We start from the raw sequence: 22,870 nt of genomic DNA on the forward strand, positions 1-22,870 counted from the left end.
TCGCAAGACTCTGCAGCCCGGCACCGTTGTCGGCCCGTGCCTAGCATTGGATAGTCGTCTTATGGACGACATCAAACACCCCAACGATTTTCCGCCGCTGAGCATCGAGCAGATTCGCGATCTGGCTAAAGCCATGCGTGAAGATTTCGGCGGAATTCTCTCTCGGGCAGATTTCACCGAAAGCCTGCTGATGCTGCTTGAAGACATTCCCGGATTCGAATTTGGCGAGGCGGACACGACGCCCATCGAATCCGCGTGGGCCGAATATAACTCCCGTCACCTCGACTCCTGAGCCTCTACTCGCGTTGTTTGCTCTTGATCGGGTGTTTCGCCTTGAGCATGTGGGTGAACTGCTGAACGAAATTCACGACCAGCGTTCGCTCATCGCTGTCCAGTTCATCAAGTGCGTCCGCGATCATCGCTAGTTGGTCGTCTGGCCGCCTCGATCCGCGCCGCAATAGTTGGTCCACCGAGCAATCCAGCGCATCGCTGAGTTGTTGGAGGCGATGCAATGTCGGCATCCTCGTGCCGCGCTCCCACCGGCTGATCGCTTCCTGTTCCAGATCGATCATCTCCGCGAGCTTGGCCTGAGTCAGACCGCGGGCGCGTCGTTGTTCGGCAATAGCGGTCCCAACGCGGGCGGCAAGCAGTGCGTCTTGGTTGTCGTCGGTGGGCAGAGTAGTGTGGGTAGTCATAGGACGATATGGTCGTATTCATTCCGATTAAGTTGAGCAACCATATTGGAATTCAATATTCCAATATGGTTGAATAAATTCTGGCTTTGCAGTATGTGCGGAGGACGTCTGAGCGGTCGGGGAAGTGCGCAAATACCGACGGGCAGGTGGCTGCTGTAGGGCGGTGGCCTTGATGGTTTCAGAAAAACTAACGAACTATGACCGCGAACGATTCACTTTCCCGATTCCATTCCTTCATGGCGGTCTATGAGGGCTGCCGTGCTTCGGCGTTGGGTAACGCGTTGCAGATGACACCGATGGCAGCACGGGCGCTCAGTTTGATTTGTGCGTTTCCCGGCATGACCCTGCATGAGCTGAGTTGTATTCTCGGCGGTAGTCCGGGGCAGGTGATTGGGGCTGCATTCGATCTTCAGCATCTCGGGTACGCTGAGATGAGCGAGGAGCGAAACGACGACCGTCGCCGGGTTCTGAGACCGATTCGAGAAAGAATGTTTGGCTTCGATGGCTACCAGCGGCTCGTCGGTAATCTTGCGACAGACGCGGGAATCACTGGGCAATTGGAGGCGCTGCTGCCGTTGCTCCAGGACGTGCTGACGAAGGAACTGGAGGAGTTGCAGGGCGACGCACAGAATGTCCAGTATCAGGCGCAACGTCGGATTCTGGCGCGCGTCGCGTAATTATGGCTGCCGGTACGAACTCAGCCAGCAGCGTTGCGGCACACTACCTGCGACGCTGCGATTTCCCATGGCCGGAGTCGAATGCCAGCATGTCACTCGGGGCCACGCCCAACGTCTCGGCCAGTACGCAGATATTGTAGAGCGCGATATTCCGCTGGCCCCGTTCGATTCCACCGACGTATGACCGTGCCAAACCCGATTCGAGCGCGAGCTTTTCCTGCGACCAGCCTCGTGCCTTGCGCAGTTCCACCAGTCGTTTTCCGAATAGTTCCAGCGGATCGTAATCCATCGTTGGACGTCCATGAACATCCGACCGAGGGTATGGATTTGACCTTTATGAAGTCACTCTCTATGGTGACACGCACTATGAGTGACATTTGATGCTGGTGGCCGCGGATGTGCCACTGGAGGTCAGCAGGAAATCACAGAGGACCAAACGGGGATGCAGAGATGATCAGGATGGGAATGGACCATACGGGGGCGAGGCAAGCCATCGCCGCAGCTATTGCGGTAATCACGCTGAATGCAGGCGCTTGTTGGGCCGATGAACTCGGCCCGAGTTGTAGGCAATATCTTCAACTGAAGCACCAATGCTTGTTGGCGAGGGCGAGCACGATTGAAGCGAATGGTAATGCGCAATCCGCACAGGAGATGCGACGTAGCATGGCGATCTGGTCGGCGTTCGGGAGCGATTGTCTTCTGTTGGTGGCCGCGTCAGCATGCTGAGTAGATTTCATGCAGCGGAGGGTGCTGCGCTTGCGAAGTGCCTCGCGTAGATTAGACGGGCGTTGGATCTGTTGCCCGTGATCTCCAAGACATCTGCAGCGATGTCGCAAATGAGTCACTCGGATTTTAACGGTACAGTTCCGTGGTGATATCGGCGCGGCAGAAGTAGAGCGTCGCTTTTAACGAATCCAATGATTAAGTGGACAGACGAAGATTTGCTGCGGCTCGATAGGCACTACGCGGAGGTAGGGGTTGCATTTCATGCGCGTCCAATGCGGGCTGCTATGAATCTACTGGGAAGTGGGGCTGTTCTGGATGTGCTAGGGAGCCCGGATTTTCAGGAGATTGAATCTGCATATCAGAGGCTCATCCCCGAGGTGAATACAACTTGGCCCGGAATGGGGATTGGGCTTGCGACGTCTCTCGATAGGGTGCGCAAGGTTGTTGTTGCGATTGTTTATGGACAAAACACGTTCTCGCTTGAGGAGGGTTTGGGATTTTCCTCTTGAGAGAAGTGGTTGAGCTGGTGTCGCAACGACAGTTCAATTGCTGCCGGTAGCGCTTTTGTGCTGGCTGATCTATTCGATCTGACGTATGGCCTCGACGAGCTGCACCAGTCAAATGCAGCGACCAAATACTGGCAGATGGCGTTGTCTAATCTTGAAGATGTCACCAATATCTTGGCAAGTGGGTTTAGTGTCGCCTCAGTGCTGCAGCCGGTCTGCATGACGGCGGAGCTAGCGATAAAAGGGGCCTTGATATATCTCGGGGATGATCCCAAAACGCTCGGTCGTCGAGATATTGGCCATCGACATGTCGTTTTGGCCGAGAGGCTGGCGAGGATGCGTTGATTGCCTCGATTGTTTCGCAGTTGCCAGATTACGTGAGTAGTCGGTATGACGGCACGCACTTGACCCGCCTTGATGTTGTGAGGCTGGCGCTTGGTGTCCAATTCATTGCGGCGTCTTCTGTCCGACGCGTTACTAATCGTGACCTCGCACTTGAGTTGGAGCGCGATCAGTGGCCCGGACCGCGTGAGCCGTATTTCAACTTCGAACTGCGCGGAGGGTGAGCAGGAGGGGCCTAGCTCGATGCATCGCAACGTAGAATCAGTCGAAGAATGCGACTGCAGATCCATCAATGCATCTATTGGCTAGGGAGACTTCGCGATGCAAGATCATCAGCTTCTTGACGTCGGTGCTGGCGTGAAAACTGGCATCGCCGTGAAGCCCACGTGAACTGTGGTTCTTCGTCGAGCTGGGAGAAGGTGTGGCGTGAGAACGCGCGTGATTAGTGGTTCTGATTAACGCGCTGGAGCTTGGGAAGCTGAGGTAATGGCCATTATACGACGCCCGCAGAACGCGTGACTCTACAGGGATTTGCCGGGATGTGACAAGCGGGCGGTTTCGAGAACGGCAAAACCGGCGTCGTCGGATGAGGAAGCGGTGGTTTTGCTTTCGACGCGGGATCGTTTCCTTCCTGCCGCGCGCATCGAGTTCGCGATCAATTCGCGGCAAGACGCTTGCAAATCAGCTGTTCGACCATCGGACGCACCGCCTGCGCAACCCGGCCATATCCGGCAGGCGTCAGGTGTTGCCCGTCGGGCTGGTGTTCGTCCGGCGGAACCAGATGGTTCCATTCGTCGATCATCGGCACGTCGAGTTGCGCCAGCGCCTCCCGCTTCTCCTCGCCCGCGCTCAGCACGACACCGATCTTGCGGGCTTGCAGCCGCTGAACGATTCCGCCGATGTTCTTCTCCGTCTCCTCGGGGCTCAGCGCGAAGTGACGGCGTGTCGAATTCGCATCGTTGCCGCCCGGCTGGAAAATGACGATATCGGTGCCGTTCGGAACCGCACTGTCCAGCTTGTCCAGTTCCTCGCGTGTCGTGATGCCGTTTACGCCTTCGTTCTTCACGGTCACCGTATAACCATCGGCAATGAGCAATTTTTCGAGCTGTGCCGGATAGGCATCGCTGCGCGCCAGGTTCTTGCCGTAGGTGTTGCTTCCGCCGAATGCGACGATGCGGACGGGATGCCCGACTGCCGCCGCGCAGGGCTGACCGCCCTCTACGGTCCGGGATGCGGCATCCTGCCCCCAGGCCGTGGTGGCCGACAGGCAGAGCACGGTTATCGCGGCCGCGAAGATAGGTGGTCTCATGGAACTCAACCCCGTCGATTGTCGTTCAGACGATTCTAGTCGCAGGAACGGCGGTTTTCCGCGATTTCGGGTTCAGGCAAAGGTGCGCTTTCAGATTCAATTCGCACGCACGCATTCGTGCAAAAGCGAAAGGACGTGATCGGGCAAACCGCGTCGACGCACTGCACATCGGTGCGGCCCGGCGTTTCAGGTCTCGGCAACCAGCAGACCGGTGGCATGTCGCGAAACCGGAGCCCGCCCGCCGCGCGCCCCGGTTTCGCACGGGCTTCAGAACGTCACCGCCGCCTTCAGGCTGTTGATGGCCGCCGCATTCACGCGCACCTGGAAGTTCTGCGTGTAGTTCACCGTATAGCCGGTCGTCGTGCCCGGTGCCGCGACCGGGTATGCATTGCCGCCGATGACGGTGCCGTCCTTGATCAGGTTGCCGGTGTACACGTTGCCGTTGATCTCGTAATAGGTGTGATACATCGGCGTCGTGCGGTTCGGCCGCAGCGCGTTCGCGACGTAGGTCGTGATGCCGCCCACCTGCGTCATCGCGCCGTTGCTCAGCGTATAGGTCGTCTGGTCGCTGCTCGACTGGATGCCGCCCGCGGCCATCAGCGCCGCGATCGTCGTGCCGGTCGCGGTCGGGTCGGGCGACGTGCCGGTCGTCAGCGTCTTGTTGTCGGTCACCTGGTACACGTCGCCGATTTCAGTTTCGGTGTACTTAAGATAGGCCGCGCCAGAAGACCACGTCGCGGTGCCGCTCAGCAGCTTCGGGTTGTAGTACAGCGCGCTGAACCACTGAGCGAGATCGGTCGGTGCACCGGCCACCGTGCCCGTCAGCGGCACGTTCGAGAAATTCGAGCGCAGCGTGCTCTGGACGATCGTGACGCCGTCCGTCGCGAGCGTGTCCGCGCGCACGCCGCTGCCCTGGTAGCTGATGTTCGTGATGAACTGCGGCCCGGAGTCGACGACGATCTTGCCCGCAACGAGGTAGCGGGTCGGCGCGGTCGACGCGGTCGTGATCGCCAGCGTGCTCGCGATCGACGCCGGGGCGGACATCGTCGTCTTCTGGGTGCCGGTGGACGGCGACGCGGCAAGCGACGACGAGCCCGCGATGAAGTAGTTCGTGCCGGCGGCCGGCACGCCCGATGCGGGCAGGTCGATCGACGTGCGGAACGACAGGTTCGGCGCGAGCGCGAAGCTTTGGTAGGTTGTCTGGTCGGCGCTGAGCGTCGACGTCGGGCTCGACGAAGACGGCGAGCCGCTCGAGCCGCTGGACGGGCCCGATGAATCGTCGCCGCCGCAGGCGGCGAGCAGTACCGAGAGGCCGCACGCGCAGGCGGCGGCATAGCCGAGATGCTTTTTCATGGAATAACCCCCGAACTTCATCTTGTGAGAATGGACGACGCAGCCGCCGGATGCGACGTGCGAGCAAAATATAGCGAGCGTCGCCAGGGCGGTCCATTCCACAAACGGGGGGTATGAGCGCACGGCTCAACGATGTTTCATCGAGCTTGCAGTGTACGGGCGGTGCGTCGCGGCGTGCACCGCGCACGCGTTCAGTCGAACGCGTTCAGCGGCAGGTTCAGCATCAGGCGCATCAGCTCGGACTGGCGATTGGTCGCCGTTTTCCGGTAGATCGCCTGCAGCTGTTTGCGCACGGTGTCGTGCTGGATGCCGGCGCGCGACGCGATTTCCTTGGTCGACAGCCCCTCGCCGAGCAACTGGCACGCACGCACTTCAGCGGGCGTCAGATTGAATGCCGCGCCGAGCAGGTCCGAATCGACGGGCGGCGCGGAGTCTGGGTGATAGAACAGCAGCATCACGAGCGGCCGCAGCCCGAACGCACCGCTCACGCGCGGCGGCACGAGCAGTGTGAAGAACGCGTACAGCGTTTCGCCGACGAGGCCCGGCGCCGCCGGCGCGGTGATCGGCAGCGAACGGTAGGCGGAGACTTCTTCGGTCGGCACGTCGCCGCCGCGCGTCAGGCCTTCGAGCCGTTCGCACTCCGCGCGAAACGACTCGCGATAGCCCGCCGGCAGTTGCAGCTTGCCGTCGGCGAGACCGACGAGCGACGTCGATGCAAGCAGGCGCGTCGCCGCTTCGTTCGCGAGCACGACGCCGCCATCGGTGGTCAGCAGCATCACGGGCTGCCTCAGCTTGTTGACGAGCGCGTGTCCGACCAGCGCCTTGGTCGAGAACGTGTAGTTCTGCAGCTGCATTCGCACGGCGCGTATCAGGTGCGGAATGAGCCGGTCGAGAAAGCGGACCTCGTCGGGCCCGAGCGGCTGTTCGCCGACGGCACGCAGCGCGGAAAAGATCACGCACACGTTCTCGTCGTCGACCAGCTTGCAGCCCGACACGTAACGTCGGCCGACCGGAATCAGGAACTCCTGGTAGAACGGGTCGCGCGCGACGAAGTCGTCGTCGAACAACTCGTGGCAATGGATCCATTCTCCCGGCGTGCGTTGCCGCATGATCGCCATGCGCGGATCGATGCTGCCGTATTTCTGGATATAGGCGAGTTCGCCGTCGACGGGCAGGTTGAAGCCGTCGCTGTAGGAAAGCGAGCCTTGTTTCTTGTCGATGGCCAGCATGTGGACGGCGCTTGCGTCGATGGCCTCGCCGAGCGCGGTAAAGAAGCCGGACCAGCCGGACGGGTCGGCGACGGCGCCATAAAGCAGATGAATGATGTCTTCGTAGCGCTCGGTCGACAGATCCATCGGGATCTCCCCTGTGTTCCGCTTTATATGACGTGTGGCGCGGCGCGGTTCCGCCGGCCGCGATACGCAGGCTGTCGGCACCGTTCCGATCCGGTGCGGGCGCCGGCAAGCGGCATCGGCCACTCTACACGCAGCGGATTTCCATCGGCTTACCGTCAAGCTTGCGATCCGCCAAATCGACCCGGGGCGGCGGCCCTCGACCGTGACGGCATCACTCGGGTTACTCCGGACGCAATTTTCCGACAGCCCGCAATAAGCAGATATCGCCGCATTTCGCCGGTCACTACTATCCATCGAACCGACGCCGCTCCGGTAACCGGGCGGGCGGCAGGGCGACATGGAGCGATCGGCGAGGGGATGAAAAGGGATGCGGGAACGCAGGGGCGGAATCGGCGACACCGGCATCGCGTCGTTGCGCTGGTTGCGATCGCGGCGACGCTGGTGTTGACGTACGGCGTCGCGAGACATCTGTCCCGCGCTTCCTCGACGCTTCCGGATCGACAGGCTTTTTCCGTCGAAGTCGATCGGGACAAGGCGCCGTGGGAGCGGTCGGTGATCGCGATCCGCGAAGGCCGGCCGGCGCACATCACCGTTCATTCGCGCGAAGCGGGCGTCCTGATGGTGCATGAAATACCGGGCGCCGTGGCGGCATGTGGGTCCGGAACCAGCCAGTCGCTGGACATTCTTCCGATCGGTATCACCGGGCGCTTTTCGCTTCACTTTCATCGCGACAGCGGCGAGCAGATCGAGATCGCCGCGATCGAAATATATCCGGATGACTAAATAAATGCGGAGCCGGGAACGGCCCGGGATACAGGAGGAGGCAAAGATGCAGTTACGGAATCGGATGGCGATGGCGATGGCGATGGCGATGGCGATGTCGCTCGGCGTGCTCGCGCTCGCCGGGTGTGGTGGAGACGTCGACGACTCGACGGGCTCGACGCCCGGAGTTTCCGTGGCGGACTACGTGGTGCCGCGGGTGCCCGGGTGCAGTGCCGGCGACGCGCCCGAAACGGCGCTGCAAGGGCAGGTGCCGGCCGCGCTTCGACAATCCGGGTTCGGCGGCTTCAACTGCAACCTGAAACGCGTCAGCCAGCTGCAGGGCGAAGGCGCGTCGTGGTCGGCCGCGACTTACACCGACAAGCAGGGCCAGACCTGCTTCTATCACTCGACGATGGGTGCGAGCCCGTTGTACGCCAATCCTGCTGCGCCGCCCCGCGTGAACCCCGGCGTGCCGGTGATCAACATCACAGATCCGGCGCGGCCCGTGCGGGTCAGCTCGCTGACATCAACCGCGATGATCGATCCGTGGGAATCGTTGCGCGTGAATGTCGCGCGCGGCATCCTGGCCGCGGATAACGGCGTCGGCGGCGGAGGCGGCCCCGAACTCGACCTGTACGACATCTCCACCGACTGCACGCGCCCGCAGTTGCTTGCCAGCGTGCCCGTCGGCACCGGCGCGGACGGCGGCATCATTCCGGCCAAGGCGCCGCTCGGTCACGAGGGCGGGTTCTCTCCCGACGGGTTCACGTATTACATCGGGTCGCCGTATGCGAAGGCCTACTACGCGATCGACCTGACGATACCGACGCGTCCCAGGCTGATATCCGCGATCAGCATGTCGGATCTGGGCTTCGGCACGCTGCCCCACGGCTTGTCCGTGAGTCAGGACGGGACACGTGCGTACTTCGTCGCGATCGGCAACGGCGGCGCGGCGGCCGGTACCGGGGCCCCGCCGCTGAACAACATGAACTCGAACGGCGACAACGGGTTCTTCGTCGTGGACACCAGCGAGGTACAAAGTCGTCGCCCCAATGCGCAGATGCACCGGATCGCGACCGTGCCGGTTCGGGATGGCAGCCTGGCGCAGCATACGATCCCGTTTTCGGTTGCGGGCAAGCCGTATGTGGTCGAAGTCGACGAAGGCGGGTCGGGCGGCCTTCAGGAGCCCGGCGCGATGGCCGTCAAGGCCGCATGCGACGCGGGCATGACGCCGTTCCCGCTCGCGCACGTCTACGACATGTCGAATGAAGCGGCCCCGCGGCTGATATCCGAGCTGCGGCTCGAAACGCACGCGGTCGCGAACTGCAGCAAGGTCATTCCCGACGTACAGGCGCTTGCCACGTTCACCTACGGCAGCCACTACTGCAGTGTCGACAACCGCGAAAATGCCACGGCGCTCGCGTGCAGCTACTTCAACTCCGGGGTGCGCGTCTTCGATATTCGCGATCCGTCGAAGCCGAAGGAAATCGCGTACTACAACCCGCCTACCGTGGCGTCCCCGGGCGCCGGCTCAGGGCACCTGATGATCGGCCAGTATCGTGCGGGGGGGCCGGACTGGTGCGCGGCGCGACTCGATTTCGATTTCGACCGGCACCTGCTGACGACCGCGTGCGAGGACAACGGCCTGCTCGTGCTGTCGTTCGAGAACGGCAGCTGGCCGTTCCCCGAAAGCACGAAAGCGTCGGAGATCGGCAATTGACGCACTCGCCTCATGAACCCCTCGCCGCGCATCCCGCGAAAGCGGCGGCCCGCACGGCGAATTCCACGTGCGTCGGGCGGCGCGCCGCGGGCCGTGCGCTGCTGCTGATGGCCGCGCTCGCGATGCCGCTGACCTGCGCCGGCTTCGAATCGGACGTGCACTTCGGGTTGACGTTCTGGCTCGCGCAGCAGGCGGGGTTCGCGCCCGGCGATGCCGAAGCGATCGCGCTGGCGGACCAGCGCATCGATGCCGGCTCGATCGAGTACATGACGTCGCCGTTGCAGTTCGCGTGTCTGTCGCGCTACACGCCCGATGCGTTGGACGCCCAGGCCGCGCACTATCCGGGCGCAACGAAGGTGCCGGCCGGCGTGCAGGCCCGGACCGTGGTGCCCGACGCACCGGCATCGCTGTCGCCGGTCGACGCGGCGCTGCGGCGCGCCGACGGGAACAACGCGGCGTTCATGCTCGGCGAATTCGGCCGTGCGCTGCATACGCTGCAGGACGCGTGGGCGCACCGCGGTGTGCCGTCCGTGCCGGACTGGAGCCACGACGGGGTCGCCTGCGATGCCGGGCTGGCGATGGCCGCGCCGGCCGATCCCGGCGACCCGGCCAGCCATGCGGCCGACATGACCTGGCGCAGGCCGGACGATGCACAGGCGATGGCGAAGTCCACGTATCTCCAGATGCTGAGGTATCCGAAGATCAACGGGGCGGCCCGGCGCGCGCGCCCGTGGGAGCAGGTCCGGTCGATGCTCGCCGGTTTTGCCGATGCGCGAACCAAACGCGCGAAGTCGGACTGGTTCGTCGCGCACGGAGTCGCCGATACGTCGTTTCTCGACGGCACGAGCCTGACCGACGGCGCAGGGTGGACGGCCGTGCGGTGGCGCGGCCGGCGCGACATTCCGACCCCCGCGTCGCCGACAGCGCAGCCCGGCGTGGACCGGACGCTCGTCGCTTTCTATGCGCGCTTCTTCGGCGATTGGGTGACGACCTCGCCGGTCGACAGGCGCTGGCTGGCCGCGCTGTCGCTTGACCGGAACCGCAAGCCCGACGGGATGCTGGTCGACAAGCTCACCGGATGGCGGTTGCGCGATCACGGGGCCTATCTTGCGCTGGCGGCGCAAGCGCACCCGACGGCGGGTTCGTCGGCCATGCTGCGCAATCGCGCGTCGTTCACGGTATTCAAGTCGTTGAACGATGCCGTGCTGCCGTTGATCGCGGAAGGGGACAAGCCGTCGCCGATCCTGCCTTTCCTGGTGTTCGCGCTGCCCGATACGGCCGACGGCAACAAGCGTGCCGTCGCATTGATCAAGTTGCTCGATGCGCCTTACGACACGGTCGGCGTCATTTCCGAGCAGGGCAGGGAGCAGGGCTGGAAGATCACGCGCGTGATTTCATCTTCCGACTACTGATGCGAGATGCGAGATTCGAGGGGCGTGGGCATGCACGATGTCGTCGAGCGAAAGGCGTGCGCCGCGAGCGGGCGCGCAATCATCCAGCGGGCACTGGCGGCCATGCTGCCGCTCGCGTGCGTACCGGGGCAGGCCGATGCCCATGCATGGAATGTTCCGTACTATCTGCCCGTTCCGTTGTGGCTCTATGCGTATGCGGCCACCGGAACGCTGGTCGTCTCTTTCATGATCCTCGCGTTCGCATCGGGAGGGCGTGCGGCGGACGCGCGCGCGTCGCCGGCGCGATCCGGCCGCATGCTGCGGATACCGGCCGCCTTGCTCGATGCGGCGCAGGTTGCCAGCGCGTTGTTCGTCGTGCTGCTGATCGTGTCCGGTCTAGCCGGTACCCGGAACCCGTTCCTGAACATCAGCATGTCGGGCTTCTGGATCTGGTTCTGTCTGGGTTCGCTCTATGTCAGCGCGGCGTTCGGCAATCTCTATTCGTTCACGAATCCGTATGCGTTGTTATTGCGGATCGCCGCCCAATGCTTTCCGGGATTCGACCGAGGCCGCTATCGATATCCGCCTGCGCTCGCGTCGTACCCCGCGCTGTTCGCCTATGTCGCGCTCGTCGCGCTCGAACTGTTCGGCCCGGGAAGACCGCGCGACGCAAGCCTGTTTCTCGTCGGGTATCTGGCCTATGCGCTGGCCGGCGCGTTTTGCTTCGGCCGGGCGGTGTGGCTCGAACACTTCGATGCGTTCGGCATCCTCTGCCGACTGTGCGCACGGCTTTCGCCGCTCGGATGGGTTCGTCTGTCGAAGCAGGCAGTCGGGCTCCGGCTGAAGAATCCGGTCGCCGGCATCGCAGCGGAGCAACCGCTGGATGCCAGTATCGTGATGTTCCTGTCGTTCATGCTGTCGTCGACCGCCTACGACGGCCTGCGCGATACGGCAGCCTGGAATACCTTTTTCTGGCACGGCATCTACCCGCTGCTTGCCGCGCTGTTTCCGGTGCTCAGGAACAACTACGCGCTGTCGGCTGAGCTGGTTCTCGCGGGGCAATGGGCGACGTTCGCGGCGGTGGGGTTCGCGTACTACGCGCTGTTCAGCGCGTTTTGCGCGCTCGGTGCAGCCGGATCGCGATCGCCGCGCGACGGGAAAACCTTCGCGCGGCAATTCTGCCTGCTGCTGTTGCCGATCGCGCTGTTCTACAACGTGTGTCACTACTTCACGCTGTTCCTGGATCAGGGGCGGCAGATCCTGCCGCTCCTGTCGGATCCGCTCGGCATCGGCTGGAACCTGCTGTCGATGCCGCCCGTGCAATACACGCCCGCGCCGTTGCTCGTCGATGCGGCCTATGTCTGGCACGCGCAGGTGCTGCTGATCCTGGCCGGCCATGTACTGAGCGTCTATGTCACCCACGCGATCGCCGCCCGGCATCGCGGGCCGGTCGAAGCCGCGGTGCGCAGCCAGTTGCCGCTGCTCGCGCTGACGATCGTGTTGACGATCAGCGGCCTGTGGATCCTGTCGCTTCCCCTCGCGTAGTGGCGGCGGCGCGCGGCTTGAGTTCGGACGGTGACATGCCCCACCGTTTGCGGAACGTGGCGGAGAAGTGGCTCGTCGTCGAGAAGCCGCAGGCAAGCGCCGCTTCCGTGACGTCGCATTGCCCGCGCTCGATCAGGTCGCGGGCCGCTTGCAGGCGGCGCGCGATGATGTACTGATGCGGCGTCGCCCCGTTGATCTTCTTGAAGCTCCGGATGAACGAATACAGGTCGCCCGGATAGTCCACGGCTTCGGCAAGCATCACGAGCGTCAGCGGATCCCGGAAGTTGTCGCCGATGTACTCGACTGCCTTGCGCATCGCGTGCGTGTGTGCGTATTCCCTGGCTTGCCGCGCCGACTCGAGATACGACATGCGGCCCAGCGCCGCCGCGCCCAGCGATTCCGCGTACGTCGGCCCCATCGGCATTCCCGCGAGCGCATCCTGATGGATTCCCCTGACGATCTGCATCAGCAGATCGTCGCTCAGGTCGAAGTGGGGTTCGGTCGGGATGATCCGTGCGCCGTTCGGCAGGCCGGCCCTGGCGAGCCATGACGCGTCGAACGATACGGCAAGCCACTCGATGTCGCTCGACCAGCGGGTCGAGAACGCGAACCCTGGCGGCGCGTAGGCCATCGGCGCACGCACGGCCATTTCGGTCCAGCGTTTGCCGTCGGTGCGCACTTCGCGTGTCGTCGGTGCCTTCAGGAACATGCCGAAGACCGGCGCCGTCGTCTCGAGATCGACGATTTCCGACGCGCCCGACACGTAGTGATCGATCATCACGTCCGTCGGCAACGGTGTCGCAAGCTGTCTCTTCCAGCCCGAGGGCGGGTGCCAGCTTTCGCGGTGCCCGTCGCCGGTCTTCGCACAAACATAGGTCATCGTGGGCCGGCTTTGCATGCACATCCCCTTCACGTGGTCCGGATCCGTCAGGTGCCGAAACGAGTCGTCGGCGTCCTGTTTCGCAGATCGATGCACTGTAGGACGTCATGCTTACTCGACGCTTACCCGTTGCCGGCGGCCGGGTGCCGGCGCGAACACCGCGATGCGGGCTGAAGCCGTGTCGGGCGAAGCGTCCGGCGCAATCCCGTTCGAGCGTTTATGATGCGGCGCGTGTGCGGCCGCTGCCGGTGGGGCGGCCGATTGTCCAATTGTCCGCCTGCCCGTCGTGCCGGGCGGGCTGCCAGGAGCTGGGCCATGCGCATCACCGCGATCCATGAACAGGCGATTCCCGTTTCCCGCTACGCCGACCCGGCCATTCCCTCCGGTGGCCTGACGACGAGTGTCGTCGCGGTGGTCACCGACGTCATGCGCGATGGCCGCCCCGTGACGGGCTACGGCTACGCATCGGTCGGCCGTTTCGCGCAGGGCGGCCTGATCCGCGAACGGTTCGCGCCGCGCCTGCTGGCCGCTGCCGACACGCTCGCCGACGAAGCCGGCACGAACCTCGACCCGTTGCGCGCCTGGCGCGCGATGATGGCCGGCGAAAAGCCCGGCGGACACGGCGAACGATGCGTCGCGATCGGCACGCTCGACATGGCGATCTGGGACGCCGCCGCGAAGATCGCGGATCTGCCGCTTCACCGCTTGCTCGCCGACCGGCTCGCCCGCACGCCGGCATCGCGCGTCCGTGTGTACGCGGGCGGCGGCTACCGCTATCCGCACGACGATCTCGCGCGCCTGTCGGACGAGATGCGCCGCATCGCGGATCTCGGCTACACGCACGCGAAGATCAAGATCGGCGGTGCGGATCTCGACGGAGACCGGCGGCGCATCGAAGCTGCCGCCGCGCGCCTCGCCGACAGTTCGCATCTCGCGGTCGATGCGATGAACACGTACGACGCGACGACCGTCGACGCTGCAGCCGCGATGCTCGAGCCGTTCGGTCTCTGGTGGTTCGAGGACATCTGCGATCCGCTCGACCTGCCGCTTCAGGCGGACGTCGCCGCGCGCTACACCCCGCCGATCGCGGCCGGCGAAGCGCTGTTCTCGCTCGCGGAAGCGAAGCTGCTCGACCGCTACGGCGGCCTGCGTCCCGACCGCGACGTGCTCGTGTTCGATCCGGTGCATTGTTACGGGCTGCCGGGTTACCTGCAGATCGTCGAGCACTTCGCATCGCGCGGCTGGCGGCGCGACGCGTTCTGGCCGCATGGCGGCCACCTGTTCTCGCTGCACGTCGTCGCGGCGCTCGGGCTCGGCGGCGCGGAAGTCAATCCGTTCGCGTTCGATCCGTTCAGCGGGCTCGCCGATGGCGAAACCGTCGACGCGGGCTTCGCACGTGCGCCGCAGGCACCGGGCATCGGTTTCGAGCGGCATGCCGGCGCGCATCGCGTGTTTCGTGCATTAGCGGGCCGCTGACATCCGACGCGTCAAAGCGCGTCGATCGCGAAACGCACCGCGAAGCCGAGCATCATCGCCGCGACGAAAAAATCGAGCACCCGCCACGCGAGCGTGTGCGCGAACCATGCGCGGCACGCTCGTGCGCCGTAGGCGAGCATCAGGAACCACACGAGCGACGCCGTCATCGCGCCGAGTGCGAACGGCGCGCGTGCGGCGGGCGGGTGGCTCACGATCACGGTGCCGAGCAGCAGTACGGTGTCGATCCACGCATACGGATTGAGCAGCGATACGGCGGCCGTCGCGAGCAGCGTGCGCGACAGCGCGGGTGCATGGCGCGCGTGAGAGTCGTCGATGTGCTCTGGCTGTCGCCGCCGGATCGCCGAGCGCAGCGCGAGCAGGCCGTAGCCGGCGAGGTACGCGATGCCGGTCCACAGCGCGGCCGATACCGCGTCCGGATGCCGCGACAGCAGCGCGGACAATCCGTGCGCGCCGAGCACGATCAGCAGCGCATCGCTGCCGGCGCAGACGAGGGCAATGGAGAGCAGGTGGGGGCTCGAGATCGAGCGCTTGATGACGAACGCGTCCTTGGGGCCGACCGACGTGAACAGGGCGGCGCCAAGCAGCAGGCCTTCGACGAAGGCGGAGGTGTCGAGCACGAGCGGGCCGACAACCTCTTAAGCTGAACCGGTGATGGTTACGATGAACGAAACGTTAAGGGGCGCCGGGGGGCGCTGTCAATGCCCCGCCTGGCGCCCGCGTGCCGCCGGCCGTTCCGGCCGCGCTCAGCGTGTTGCCGCCTCGCCGAGGTTGAGCGCGACGAGCGCGCAGACGGTCAGCGCGATGCCGGCGAGCTTCAGCGACGACACCGATTCGTCGAAGCAGACGATGCCGATCACGGCCGTGGCCGCGGTGCTGGCGGCGGCCCAGCTCGCATACGCGAGCCCCATTTCGAGCCGCTTCGTCGCGAGCGCCATCAGCCAGACGGCGCATGCATAACAGACGACGGTGAGCGCGGACGGGAGCGGGCGGGAAAAGCCGGCCGAGTATTTCAGGCCGACGGAGCCGAGTACTTCGGCGAGGACACTGACGCCCAGCAGAAGCCAGGCAGACTGGAGCGGGGACACGAACGGCCTCCTTCCCCCGACGCTTATACCGAGCGGCGAGGAGAAGAGGAGGTGTCAGCGGTACCCAGGATGAAAGGAGCTTAGTCCGCGTGGCGCGGCAGCACAAGGCATGCTGCGCGCCCGTCACGCCTGGTCGGCCTGCCCGGCCGCCCATTCGGGCCGTTGCCCGAGCGTGTCGAACAGCCGGACGATCTCGGCTTTCACCTTCTGCACCGCGTTGCTGACGAGCGCCGTATCGTGCCAGCACAGCGACAGGTCGCGCGCGAACAGCCGGTGCGCGACCGTCGACAGCTTGAGCTTGCGCTCCTCGATCTCGACGTGCGCGGCCGTCCACGGCAGGATCGTCACGCCGAGCTGTGCCATCACCGCCGCGAACAGCAGCCCGGTCGAACTCGCCTCGAAGCTGATCTCGTACGACAGCCCGGCCTCGCGCATCGCCCAGTCGACGCGGTTGCGGATCGTGTTCGGCGCGCTCGGCAGCACGAGCGGCATCCGCGCGATCGCGTCGAGCGGCACCGGATCGTCCGGCACCGCGAACCCGGGCCACGTGATCAGGTACAGCGTTTCGGTCAGCAGCCGGTGGATCGCGATGCCGCGCGTGTCGACCGCGTCGACGACGATCGCGAGATCGAGCCGCGCGCGTTCGAGCAACGTGTCGAGATCGGCGCTCGGCGCCTCGATCAGCTCCAGCATGATGCCCGGATAGCGGTCGCGCACCGCGCGGGCGAGCGGAATCGCCAGCACGCGCGCGGTGCTCGACGGCATCCCGACCGTCACGCGGCCCTGCGGTGTTTCGGCGTCGCGGCGCAGCAGCTCGCGCGTGCCGTCGGCCTGGCGCAGCAGTTCGAGCGCATGCTGGTACAGCGTGCGGCCGGCGGCGGTCGGCGCGACGCCGCGCACGCTGCGTTCCAGCAACTGCATCCCGAGATCCTGTTCGAGATTGCGCATCTGCTGGCTCACCGCCGGCTGCGCGACATGCAGCGCCTCGCTCGCGTGCGTGACGTTGCCGCATTCGACGACCTTCACGAAATAGCGCAACTGCCTCAAGTCCATCGCCGTCGCCTCCCGATTCAAGCCATAAGCCAATCCGATCGAGCAAGATGAATATCATATTTTTCTCCGATCGATGGGGTTTCTATACTCGTCACACAAAAGAGCCAGCCTCCCGGCCATCCCGGACCGGACGCGGCAAAAGCGCCGGCCCCGCCGGCAAGGAGACGAAGATGTTCAAGGCGATCGACGCGCCGGCGGCCGGCGCGAAGCCGCGGCGCACGCCGCTCACGCGTGAGCAGGTCAAGGGCTTCTGGGCCGTGTATGCGGGCTGGGTGCTCGACGGCGTGGATTCGGTGATCTACGCGCTCGTGCTGATTCCCGCGCTGACCGAGCTGCTGCCGGCGTCCGGCATCGCGGCGACGCCCGCGAACCTCGGGATGTACGGCTCGATCCTGTTCGCGCTGTTCCTGATCGGCTGGGGGCTGTCGTTCATCTGGGGGCCGCTCGCCGACCGCTTCGGCCGCGTCCGTACGCTCGCTGCGAGCATCCTGATCTATTCCGTATTCACGGGCGCGGCCGCGTTCGTGCACGACGTATGGGCACTGGCCGCGTGCCGGCTGATTGCCGGGATCGGCGTCGGCGGCGAATGGGCGCTCGCGGGCACCTACGTTGCCGAGAGCTGGCCGGAAGACCGCCGCAAGATGGGCGCCGGCTACCTGCAGACGGGCTACTACTTCGGTTTCTTCATCGCCGCGTGCCTGAACTACACGATCGGCGCGACCTACGGGTGGCGCGCGATGTTCCTGTGCGGGCTCGCGCCCGCGCTGCTCGCGGTGTTCACCGTGATGCGCGTGAAGGAGCCCGGCCAGTGGCGCCGGCATGACGCACGCGACGGCGACGCGGCCGACGCGCGGCGCGCGCATCCGCTGCGCGAAATCTTCGCGCCGGCCTTCCTGCGCCGCACGCTGACGAGCGCGAGCCTCGTCGGCGTCGCGATCGTCGGGCTGTGGGCCGGCTCCGTCTACGAGGCAAGCGCAGTCACCACGCTGGCGGCGCGCGCGGGCATCGACCACATCGGCGCGCTGCGGCTCGCGTCGGTCGGCGCGGCGATCCTCTCGTGCGCGACGATCGCCGGCTGCCTGGTCGCGCCGTGGCTCTCGGAGCGGCTCGGCCGCCGCACGGCGCTCGGCGTGTATTTCGCCGGCATGGCCGCATCGATCGTGTTCGCGTTCGGCTGGGCGTTCTACCAGCCGAACGGGCTCGCGGCGTTCATGGTGTCGCTCGCGTTCCTCGGCTTCTTCGGCGGCAATTTCGCGATCTTCTCGTTGTGGCTGCCCGAGCAGTATCCGACACGTGTGCGGGCCACCGCGTTCGCGTTCAATGCGTCGGTCGGCCGCTTCATCGGCGCAGGTGTGAACTTCCTGCTCGGCGCCGCGATTCACGGCTACGGATCGCTCGGCGTGCCGGTCGCATGGACCGCGGCCGTGTTCGGGCTCGGCATCCTGATCCTGCCGTTCGCGGTCGAAACGCGCCACCAGACGCTGCCCGAATGAGCGGTGCGCCGCGATCGTTCGGAAACAAGCCACACCCAGTCATCAATATCAGGAGTCCGGAATGCAGGCATTACAAGGAATCAGGGTCGTCGATCTGAGCCGCGCGCTGTCGGGGCCGTTCTGCTCGATGGTGCTCGCCGATCTCGGCGCCGACGTGATCAAGGTCGAGTCGGGGCCGCACGGCGACATGAGCCGCGCATGGGGGCCGTTCGATCGCGGCGTGAGCACGTACTACCTGTCCTGCAACCGCAACAAGCGCGGCATCTGCGTGGATTTCCGGCAGCCGGCCGGCCTCGATGTCGTGCGCCGGCTGATCGCGCAGGCCGATGTCGTGATCGAGAATTTCAAGGCCGGCACGATGGACGCGATGGGGCTCGGCTACGACGTACTGAGTGCGCGCGATCCGCGTCTCGTGATGGGCAGCGTCACCGCGTTCGGCCCGCGCGGCCCGTTGCGCGACTGGCCGGGCTTCGACCAGATCGCGCAGGGCTATGCGGGGCTGATGAGCCTAACCGGCTTCCCGGACGGCGAGCCGACCCGCACGGGCACCGCGATCGGCGATCTCAGCTCGGGGATGTGGGTCGCGACCGGCGTGATGGCTGCGCTGTTCGAGCGCGAGCGCACGGGGCGCGGGCAGCATGTCGGCACGTCGCTGCTCGAAAGCCTCGTGTCGCTGCTGAGCGTGCACGGGCAACGCTACCTGAGCCTTGGCGACGTGCCGCGCCGCACCGGCAATGCGCATGCGGTGATCGCGCCGTACGGCGTGTTCGAGACGGCCGACGGGCCGCTCAACCTCGCGCCGATCACGACCGACATGTGGCTGCGGCTGTGCCAGTTGCTGGATCTCCCCGAGCTGCCGAACGATCCGCGCTTCGCGACTAACGATGCGCGTGTCGCGCACCGCGACGAACTGAAGGCGTTGCTCGAAAGCCGGTTGCGCACGCGCGGCAAGCGCGAATGGACGCAGCGTTTCGTCGACGCCGGGCTGCCGGCCGGGCCGATCAACACGCTCGACGAAGTGTTCGCCGATCCGCAGCTCGCGCATTGCGGGCTGGTCGAGCCGGTCGCGCATCCGACCCTCGGCACGCTGCGCCAGGTCGTCACGCCGCTCGGCGGGATGGGGGACGAGGTGCCGGCGCCGCGCACGCGCCATGCGCCGCCGCTGCTCGGCGAGCATACGGTCGACGTGCTGCGCGAGGCCGGCTACGACGACGGCGCGATCGACGCGCTGCTGGCCGGGCGCGCGGTCTTCCAGGCGGACGCGGTGGCGGAGGCCGTGCAATGAGCGACACGACGAAACACGATAGCGCGTCGAGCGTGACGGTCGACATGGTCGGCGAGCGGATCGCGCGCGTGCGGTTCGCGAATCCGGCGCGACGGCATGCGCTCGACGCGCCGTTGCTCGATGCGCTCGTCGCGCGCCTCGATGCGCTGGCCGAACACCGTCCACCACCCGTCGTGATCCTGTCGAACGACGGCAGCGGCGACGTGTGGAGCGCGGGGCACGACCTGCGCGAACTGGCCGACGATCGCGATCCGCTCGCGTACGGCAAGCCGCTCGAACGGGCGCTGCGGCGCGTGCGGACTTATCCGGGCGCGGTGATCGCGGCGGTGTCGGGTTCGGCGTGGGGCGGGGCGGTCGATCTCGTGATGAGCTGCGACCTGGTGGTCGCGGCACGCGATGCGCGTTTTGCGATGACGCCCGCGAACATCGGCCTGCCGTATTCGACGAGCGGCCTGCTGCGCTTCTACGACAACCTGCCGATCCACGTGCTGAAGGAAATGTTTTTCTGCGCGCAGCCGCTCGATGCGGAACGCGCCGCGCATCACGGGCTCGTGAACCGGCTGGCCGACGCGGGCGGGGTCGACGATGCGGCGCTCGACGTCGCACGCACGATCGCCGCGAAGGCGCCGCTCGCGGTGCACGCGGTGAAGGAACAGTTGCGCGTGCTGCAGGACGCGCGGCCGTTGCCGGCCGACGCGTTCGAGCGGATTGCCGAGTTGCGCCGGCAGGCTTGCGAAGGTGAGGACTTCGACGAAGGGCTGCGCGCGTTTGGGGAGCGACGTGCGCCGGTGTTTCGCGGCGTCTAGGTGATGTGTGGTGCGAGCGGGGCGCAAGCGGCGAAAAGCGCGCGGACGCGTTCGCGTCGCTGCGCGGGTATCGGTTGCGTCGTTCGCGGCCACCATCGCCTGCCGCGTCGCCGCGCATCACATGCCGATCGCGTGCACGCCGACGAGCAGCAGCGCGCCGATTGCGATCAGCAGCAGCGCATGGACGCGTGTATACATCACGCACAGCGTCGACGCGACCGCGATCGCGCGCGCGGCCCAGCCGCCGTCGAGCACCTGCAGCAGGACCCACACCGACGCGAGGATCATGCCGGCCGCGACCGGGCGCAGGCCGGTCTCGAGCGCGATCTGCCAGCGCGCGCCCTGGTGCCGCCGCCACAGATGCGCGACGCCGTAGATCAGGAACGCCGTCGGGCCGAACAGCGCGAGCGTCGCGATCACCGCGCCCCAGAAGCCGGCCACCTGCCAGCCGATCAGCGTCGCCAGCAGCGAACCGGGGCCCGGCGCCATCCGCGCGATCGCGAAATCGTTCACGAATTGCGTGGCGGTCATCCAGTGATGCACGTCGACCACCTGCCGCTGGATATCGGCGATGATCGCCTGCCCGCCGCCGATCGTTGCGATCGACAGCGGCGCGAACACACCGAACAGCGCGGCGTAGCGTTGCGGTGCGGTCATTGTGTGTCACCCCGGCCCGGGGTGGCGGCCGCGCGGCGGTATTCGAGCGCGACGCTCAGCGTGCCGCCGACCAGCACGGTCCACACGAGCGGCCAGTGCAGCACCGCAACCGACACGAAGGTGAGCGCCATCACCGCGAACGGCAGCGCGCGGCGCGGCAGCCGGCGCACGGCGGTGATCGCCATCGAGATCGACAGCCCGATCGCCGCGGCCGCCGCGCCGGCGAGCGCGACATGCGTGAGCGGAAAGCGCGTGAGGGTCGAGAACGCGATGCCGAACAGCACGATCAGCACGGCCGGCGGCGCGATGATGCCGGTGAAGCCGGCCACGGCGCCGCGCCATCCGGCGAGCCGGTAGCCGATCCAGATCGCGAGGTTCTTCACGTTGACGCCCGGCAGCGCCTGCGACAGCGCGAGGCCGTTGAGGAACGCCTCCTCGTCGAGCCAGCGGTGCTCGTACACGAAGTCGCGCATCATCCGGCCGCTGAGCCCGCCGCCGAAGCTGGTCAGGCCGATCTGCGAGAACGCAATGAACAGTGCGAGGACGCCGGGCGGCGGCGCATCGCCCGCAGGCGGTGCCGGCGTGGTGGTGGCGGAGGGCGGGGGCATCGGGCGGGCTGCGCGTGGCGATTGGGCGGGCGCCCATGTTAGCAAGCGGACGCTGTCAGCACGCTGACATTGGTTTGGTGTTGGCGCGGTGAAAGCACGAAGCCGGTTCGACGGGGACATCCGGTGCATGCGGCACATCCGGTACATCTGGCGCATCCGGCACATCCGGCACATCCGGCACATCCGGCACATCCGACACATCCGACACATCCGACACATCCGACACATCCGACACATCCGACACATCCGACACATCCGACACATCCGACACATCCGACACATCCGGCGCATCCGACACATCCGGCGCATCCGACACATCCGGCACATCCAGCACATCCAGCACATCCAGCGCGGCTGCAACCAACGCTACGCACGCACGACCGTCACTCCCGCCGCTTCGATCGGCTTCGTCAACGCGGCATCGGTTTCCTTTTCGACCACCACGGTGTGCGCCAGCGTGAGCTCGCCGATCACGAACTGTGAGGCCGCGCGCAGCTTCGACTGCGACGCGAGCACGACCGTCTCGGCCGCGCGTTCGGCCAGCGCGCGCTTGATCGCCGCTTCCTCGAAATCGCCGGTGCTGAGCCCCGCAACCGGATGCACGCCCGTCACGCCCATGAAGTAAAGGTCCGCATGGATGCGTGCAATGCCTTCCATTGCCGCCGCGCCGACGGCGACGATCGAATGCTTGTAGAGCCGCCCGCCGATCAGGATCACGTCGATCGACGGATGCGCGGCGAGCGCAACCGCGACACTCGGGCTGTGCGTGACGATCGTCGCGCGCAGGTCGGCCGGCAACTGGCTGACGAGCAGCGCCGAGGTCGTGCCGCCGTCGACGATCGCCACCTGACCGGGCGCGATCATCTGGGCGGCGCACCGCGCGATACGCCGCTTTTCCGCCGTCTCGAGCGCTTCGCGCTGCGCGAACGGCGCAACGGCCGGCGATGCAGGCAGCGCACCGCCATGCACGCGCTGCAGCAGGCCCTCGGCCGCGAGCTCGCGCAGGTCGCGACGGACGGTGTCTTCGGATACACCGAATTGCGCACTCAACTCGACCGCCAGCACCTGGCCGTCGCGCGCGAGTGCGTCGAGGATCGCTTTCTTGCGTTGTGTCGTCAGCATCGT

General features: G+C 65.8%; 24 protein-coding genes. 11 read left to right on the top strand and 13 right to left on the bottom strand.

The window, feature by feature from the left end; translation table 11 throughout:
* Positions 1-61: 61 nt before the first annotated feature.
* Positions 62-292: a hypothetical protein gene (locus tag HAV18_RS15230; RefSeq protein WP_166957214.1), complete on the top strand. Its 231-nt coding sequence runs from the start codon at positions 62-64 to the stop codon at positions 290-292.
* A gap of 4 nt (positions 293-296) precedes the next feature.
* Here the strand turns inward: HAV18_RS15230 and HAV18_RS15235 are convergent, their stop codons facing one another.
* Positions 297-695 carry a helix-turn-helix domain-containing protein gene (locus tag HAV18_RS15235; RefSeq protein WP_166957216.1) on the bottom strand — a complete coding sequence of 133 codons (399 nt, stop codon included), beginning with the start codon at positions 693-695 and terminating at the stop codon, positions 297-299.
* Between the two features lie 197 nt (positions 696-892).
* Between HAV18_RS15235 and HAV18_RS15240 the strand changes: the two genes are divergently transcribed.
* Positions 893-1,372: a MarR family transcriptional regulator gene (locus tag HAV18_RS15240; RefSeq protein WP_166957218.1), complete on the top strand. Its 480-nt coding sequence runs from the start codon at positions 893-895 to the stop codon at positions 1,370-1,372.
* Positions 1,373-1,415: 43 nt separating this feature from the next.
* On the opposite strand, the gene HAV18_RS15245 is transcribed toward HAV18_RS15240, so the two are convergent.
* Positions 1,416-1,661, bottom strand: a complete 246-nt coding sequence (locus HAV18_RS15245) for a helix-turn-helix domain-containing protein (RefSeq protein ID WP_166957220.1) — start codon at positions 1,659-1,661, stop codon at positions 1,416-1,418.
* Positions 1,662-2,616: 955 nt separating this feature from the next.
* Between HAV18_RS15245 and HAV18_RS39650 the strand changes: the two genes are divergently transcribed.
* Positions 2,617-2,949, top strand: coding sequence for a hypothetical protein (locus tag HAV18_RS39650; RefSeq protein WP_208101964.1), 333 nt, complete (start codon positions 2,617-2,619; stop codon positions 2,947-2,949).
* Positions 2,950-3,601: 652 nt separating this feature from the next.
* Here the strand turns inward: HAV18_RS39650 and HAV18_RS15255 are convergent.
* From HAV18_RS15255 to HAV18_RS15270, 3 genes are all read right to left on the bottom strand, one after another.
* Entirely contained in the window at positions 3,602-4,222 is a 621-nt protein-coding gene (locus tag HAV18_RS15255) for a GDSL-type esterase/lipase family protein (RefSeq protein WP_208101965.1), read from the bottom strand.
* Between the two features lie 300 nt (positions 4,223-4,522).
* Positions 4,523-5,608, bottom strand: coding sequence for a hypothetical protein (locus tag HAV18_RS15260; protein ID WP_243771653.1), 1,086 nt, complete (start codon positions 5,606-5,608; stop codon positions 4,523-4,525).
* 191 nt (positions 5,609-5,799) lie between these two features.
* Positions 5,800-6,963 carry a helix-turn-helix transcriptional regulator gene (locus HAV18_RS15270; RefSeq protein WP_166957222.1) on the bottom strand — a complete coding sequence of 388 codons (1,164 nt, stop codon included), beginning with the start codon at positions 6,961-6,963 and terminating at the stop codon, positions 5,800-5,802.
* Between the two features lie 357 nt (positions 6,964-7,320).
* Here HAV18_RS15270 and HAV18_RS15275 point away from each other — a divergent pair, with 357 nt between their 5' ends.
* Genes HAV18_RS15275 through HAV18_RS15290 form a run of 4 tightly spaced genes read left to right on the top strand, consistent with a single transcriptional unit; the run spans position 7,321 to position 12,381 of the window.
* Positions 7,321-7,746, top strand: coding sequence for a hypothetical protein (locus HAV18_RS15275; RefSeq protein ID WP_166957224.1), 426 nt, complete (start codon positions 7,321-7,323; stop codon positions 7,744-7,746).
* A gap of 46 nt (positions 7,747-7,792) precedes the next feature.
* A complete protein-coding gene (locus tag HAV18_RS15280; RefSeq protein ID WP_243771654.1) occupies positions 7,793-9,445 on the top strand; it encodes an LVIVD repeat-containing protein in 1,653 nt (550 codons plus the stop codon).
* Positions 9,442-10,857 (top strand): DUF6765 family protein, encoded by a 1,416-nt coding sequence (locus tag HAV18_RS15285; RefSeq protein WP_243771655.1) that lies wholly within the window; start codon positions 9,442-9,444, stop codon positions 10,855-10,857. The genes HAV18_RS15280 and HAV18_RS15285 overlap by 4 nt, the downstream gene beginning before the upstream one ends.
* Before the next feature lie 30 nt (positions 10,858-10,887).
* A complete protein-coding gene (locus HAV18_RS15290) occupies positions 10,888-12,381 on the top strand; it encodes a hypothetical protein (protein ID WP_243771656.1) in 1,494 nt (497 codons plus the stop codon).
* On the opposite strand, the gene HAV18_RS15295 is transcribed toward HAV18_RS15290, so the two are convergent.
* The gene (locus HAV18_RS15295) at positions 12,344-13,279 is read right to left on the bottom strand and encodes an AraC family transcriptional regulator (RefSeq protein WP_166957226.1); all 936 of its coding nucleotides are present in this window, start codon (positions 13,277-13,279) and stop codon (positions 12,344-12,346) included. The two genes, HAV18_RS15290 and HAV18_RS15295, sit on opposite strands and share 38 nt — an antisense overlap.
* Positions 13,280-13,576: 297 nt before the next feature.
* Here HAV18_RS15295 and HAV18_RS15300 point away from each other — a divergent pair, with 297 nt between their 5' ends.
* The gene (locus tag HAV18_RS15300) at positions 13,577-14,737 is read left to right on the top strand and encodes an enolase C-terminal domain-like protein (RefSeq protein WP_166957228.1); all 1,161 of its coding nucleotides are present in this window, start codon (positions 13,577-13,579) and stop codon (positions 14,735-14,737) included.
* An 11-nt stretch (positions 14,738-14,748) separates the two neighbouring features.
* On the opposite strand, the gene HAV18_RS15305 is transcribed toward HAV18_RS15300, so the two are convergent.
* The 3 genes from HAV18_RS15305 to HAV18_RS15315 all read right to left on the bottom strand — a co-directional run bounded on the left by HAV18_RS15305 (position 14,749) and on the right by HAV18_RS15315 (position 16,896).
* Positions 14,749-15,375, bottom strand: coding sequence for a LysE family transporter (locus tag HAV18_RS15305; RefSeq protein ID WP_166957230.1), 627 nt, complete (start codon positions 15,373-15,375; stop codon positions 14,749-14,751).
* Between the two features lie 126 nt (positions 15,376-15,501).
* Positions 15,502-15,843 carry a multidrug efflux SMR transporter gene (locus HAV18_RS15310; protein WP_059709748.1) on the bottom strand — a complete coding sequence of 114 codons (342 nt, stop codon included), beginning with the start codon at positions 15,841-15,843 and terminating at the stop codon, positions 15,502-15,504.
* A gap of 123 nt (positions 15,844-15,966) precedes the next feature.
* Positions 15,967-16,896, bottom strand: coding sequence for a LysR substrate-binding domain-containing protein (locus tag HAV18_RS15315; protein ID WP_166957232.1), 930 nt, complete (start codon positions 16,894-16,896; stop codon positions 15,967-15,969).
* A 170-nt stretch (positions 16,897-17,066) separates the two neighbouring features.
* On the opposite strand from HAV18_RS15315, the gene HAV18_RS15320 reads away from it, so the two are divergent.
* The 3 genes from HAV18_RS15320 to scpB all read left to right on the top strand — a co-directional run bounded on the left by HAV18_RS15320 (position 17,067) and on the right by scpB (position 20,480).
* Positions 17,067-18,389 carry an MFS transporter gene (locus HAV18_RS15320; RefSeq protein ID WP_166957234.1) on the top strand — a complete coding sequence of 441 codons (1,323 nt, stop codon included), beginning with the start codon at positions 17,067-17,069 and terminating at the stop codon, positions 18,387-18,389.
* Positions 18,390-18,450: 61 nt separating this feature from the next.
* A complete protein-coding gene (locus HAV18_RS15325; RefSeq protein ID WP_166957236.1) occupies positions 18,451-19,674 on the top strand; it encodes a CaiB/BaiF CoA-transferase family protein in 1,224 nt (407 codons plus the stop codon).
* Positions 19,671-20,480 carry a methylmalonyl-CoA decarboxylase gene (scpB, locus tag HAV18_RS15330; RefSeq protein ID WP_166957238.1) on the top strand — a complete coding sequence of 270 codons (810 nt, stop codon included), beginning with the start codon at positions 19,671-19,673 and terminating at the stop codon, positions 20,478-20,480. The genes HAV18_RS15325 and scpB overlap by 4 nt, the downstream gene beginning before the upstream one ends.
* A gap of 117 nt (positions 20,481-20,597) precedes the next feature.
* On the opposite strand, the gene HAV18_RS15335 is transcribed toward scpB, so the two are convergent.
* The 4 genes from HAV18_RS15335 to HAV18_RS15350 are packed head-to-tail and all read right to left on the bottom strand — an operon-like array spanning position 20,598 to position 22,867.
* Positions 20,598-21,137, bottom strand: a complete 540-nt coding sequence (locus HAV18_RS15335; protein ID WP_166957240.1) for a chromate transporter — start codon at positions 21,135-21,137, stop codon at positions 20,598-20,600.
* Positions 21,134-21,745 (bottom strand): chromate transporter, encoded by a 612-nt coding sequence (locus HAV18_RS15340; RefSeq protein ID WP_166957242.1) that lies wholly within the window; start codon positions 21,743-21,745, stop codon positions 21,134-21,136. Before HAV18_RS15340 ends, HAV18_RS15335 begins: the two co-directional genes overlap by 4 nt.
* Positions 21,746-21,800: 55 nt before the next feature.
* The gene (locus tag HAV18_RS15345) at positions 21,801-22,109 is read right to left on the bottom strand and encodes a hypothetical protein (RefSeq protein ID WP_166956802.1); all 309 of its coding nucleotides are present in this window, start codon (positions 22,107-22,109) and stop codon (positions 21,801-21,803) included.
* Positions 22,110-22,111: 2 nt separating this feature from the next.
* Positions 22,112-22,867 (bottom strand): DeoR/GlpR family DNA-binding transcription regulator, encoded by a 756-nt coding sequence (locus tag HAV18_RS15350; protein ID WP_166957244.1) that lies wholly within the window; start codon positions 22,865-22,867, stop codon positions 22,112-22,114.
* Positions 22,868-22,870 lie beyond the last annotated feature (3 nt).

Source organism: Burkholderia sp. D-99, assembly GCF_011605345.1.
In the GTDB taxonomy this organism is placed as follows: Bacteria; Pseudomonadota; Gammaproteobacteria; order Burkholderiales; family Burkholderiaceae; genus Burkholderia.